Genomic DNA, 2,586 nt, shown 5'->3' with positions numbered 1-2,586 from the left:
ACGCAGTTGCGTGAGCGCCGGGGACAGTGACCTCGGTCTGACCTAGAAGAAGCCGCCGCGAGTGATCGCGGCGGCTTCTTCCGTATCCGGAGACCGTGCTCAGCGGCAGCCCGCCGCTGCGTCGATGGGGTCCTCCGAGGTCCAGACCCCGTTGAGCTTGTTGTACGAGCACATGACGGTCCAGGGTCCGCGTCCTTCACGACCCGCTCGAATCCGCGCAGGTAGATCTCGCGCAGCGGGCGCGGGTCCACATCCGAGCTCGCGCGCATGCGGTCGAACTCCTGGTTGTTGGCCGCGAAGTGCTTGAGCGAGGTGCCGACGCCCTTCGACTGGATGCCACGGACCGATGCGGCGCCGAGGATGCCGGACAGGATCGGGTCCTCCGAGAAGTACTCGAAGTTGCGTCCGCACAGCGGTGAGCGCTTGATGTTGATGCCGGGGCCGAGCACGACAGCCACGTTCTCGATCGCGGCCTCCACCCCGATCGCGGCACCCACCCGTTCGATGATCTCCGGATCGAAGGACGAGCCGATGCCGACGGCGGGCGGGAAGCAGGTGGCGGGGACGCTGCTGGCGAGACCGAGGTGGTCGGTGCTGCCGGACTGCTTGCGCAGGCCGTGCGGACCGTCGGTCATCATCACCGACGGGATGCCCAGGCGGTCGATGGCCTTCGTGGTCCAGAAGTCCGCACCGCTGGTGAGCGAAGCCTTCTCCTCGAGGGTGAGGTCGGAAGCCGAGTTCTCGGTCATTGTGTCCCTTTCGCGCACGACGTCGATGTCCTGCGAAAACCATATGCCCTTCAGTATTAGATATCAAACGACATTCAGGATTAGGGTCGAGGCATGGCACGACGAGGTTCGTACGCGAAGGGCGTGGCGCGACGCGAGGAGATCCTCGAGAGCGCCCTCGACGTGATCGGGCGCAAGGGGTATCAGAACGCCTCGCTCAAGGAGATCGCCGAGGTCGTCGGAGTCACCCCCGCCGCTCTGCTGCACTACTTCGGTTCGAAGGAAGAGCTCTTCACCGAAGTCCTTCGAAAGCGCGATGAGCACGACGGCCTCGATCCCTCGGGCCTCAGTGACGCCGAGGCTCGGACCGGGTTCATCGAGGTGATCCGCCACAACACCGAGGTCCCGGGGCTGGTCGCCCTGTTCTCACGCCTCTCTGTCGACGCCGCCGACCCCGAGCATCCGGCCCACGAGTACTTCCTCGACCGCAGCGCCCGCCTGCGTGAGTCGATCGCCGACAGCTTCGGCGCCGAAGAGCAGTGCTCCGCCCTCGATCCCGACACACTCGCTCGCGTGATCCAGGCAGCATCCGACGGTCTTCAGCTGCAGTGGATGATCGACCCGAGCGTCGACATGCCCGGCATCATGAGCGCTCTCATCGACGCACTCCATCCGCCCGTGCCACCCACCGACGACTAGACCGTCACCGCATGTCGCGCCCCGGGGGGGTCAGCGCACGTTGCCGTTGGAGCAGGTCTGCTGCGCGGCGGAGTTGCCCTTGATCGAATCGGGCAGAGCCACGACATTGTCGGGGGTTGCTGCCGGATCCGGAGTCGCCGCGGGGTCGGTCGCCGGCTCCTCGACGGGTGCCGTCGGTTCCTGCACGACCACGCCGTCGTTGGTGTTGTTCTCGTGCGTGATCTGCAGCTGCGCGTTCGCCGCGAGCGCCTCCCAGAGCGCCGAGGCGGCGGTGTAGTTGGGGACGACCTTGTTCGGGTTGGCCGAGTCCGTGCCGTTCGGGTATTGCACGAAGACGATGTCCTCGAACGGGACCGACTTGACCGCGAGAGCGATCTGGACCAGCGTCATCGGGTTCGTGAGGGACTCGCTCGGCTCCAGGTTCTGGATCGCGGTGTTCGCGAGCTTCAGCATGATCGGGACGTTACCGAGCACGTCGCCGCTGATCATCTTGCGGGCGAGGCTCGACATGTACTGCTGCTGGTTCCCGATGCGGCCGAGGTCACTGCCGTCGCCCACTCCGTGACGTGTGCGCAGGAACTGCAGGGCCTGCAGCCCCTCGATCGTGTGCGTTCCTGCGGCCATGTCGAGGCCCGTGTAGCGGTCCTTGATCGGGTTGGCGAGGCAGACGTCGACGCCGCCGATCGCGTTGGTGATCTCGATCACACCACCGAAGGTGACGCCGGCCGCGAACTGGATCTCCTGGTCGGTGAGTTCGGAGATCGTCTTCACGACGCAGTTCAGGCCGCCGTCGGTGTACGCGGTGTTGAGCGGCTGCTTGCTCATCGCGGAAGTGGCGTTGCCGTTCTTGTCGGTGCAGGCCGGGATCGGGACCATCAGGTCGCGCGGGAAGCTGACGACCGTGATCCGGCGCGGCTCCTGGGAGACGTGGACCAGCAGGTTCACGTCGTTGAGCGAGCCCTCGGCATCCGCTCCGGAGCATCGCTCGCCGAAGAGGTCCTTGTACTTCTCTTCACAGGTGTCGACCCCGGTGAGCACCATGTTGAAGCCGCCCTCGTACTCGCCGATGTCCGGCGGGATCGGGTCCTGGCCCTCGATCTCGACCGCGTTCGCCGAGACGGTGCTCGAGAGGTCGTAGAAGACGTAGGCGCCGACGCCG

General features: G+C 65.9%; 2 protein-coding genes and 1 pseudogene. 1 reads left to right on the top strand and 2 read right to left on the bottom strand.

Translation table 11 applies throughout. The features are described 5' to 3' along the window. Positions 1-126 precede the first annotated feature (126 nt). Positions 127-749 (bottom strand): annotated as a pseudogene (locus tag KZA10_RS12095) (glycoside hydrolase family 3 protein); the annotation flags it as partial. 93 nt (positions 750-842) lie between these two features. Here KZA10_RS12095 and KZA10_RS12090 point away from each other — a divergent pair. Then, positions 843-1,427, top strand: coding sequence for a TetR/AcrR family transcriptional regulator (locus tag KZA10_RS12090; RefSeq protein ID WP_218683000.1), 585 nt, complete (start codon positions 843-845; stop codon positions 1,425-1,427). Positions 1,428-1,457: 30 nt separating this feature from the next. On the opposite strand, the gene KZA10_RS12085 is transcribed toward KZA10_RS12090, so the two are convergent. Further along, positions 1,458-2,586 (bottom strand): LCP family protein (locus tag KZA10_RS12085; protein ID WP_218682999.1); only part of this gene is annotated, 1,129 nt, incomplete at its 5' end.

This window comes from Microbacterium sp. BF1 (assembly GCF_019279095.1).
GTDB lineage: Bacteria > Actinomycetota > Actinomycetes > Actinomycetales > Microbacteriaceae > Microbacterium > Microbacterium maritypicum.
Note: the sequence above shows the minus strand (reverse complement) of the source record. Positions and strands in the feature narration are given on the sequence as shown.

Excerpts from the sequence above, each read along its gene's own strand:
- KZA10_RS12090 (WP_218683000.1), top strand. The coding sequence starts at position 843 with ATGGCACGACGAGGTTCGTACGCGAAGGGCGTGGCGCGACGCGAGGAG.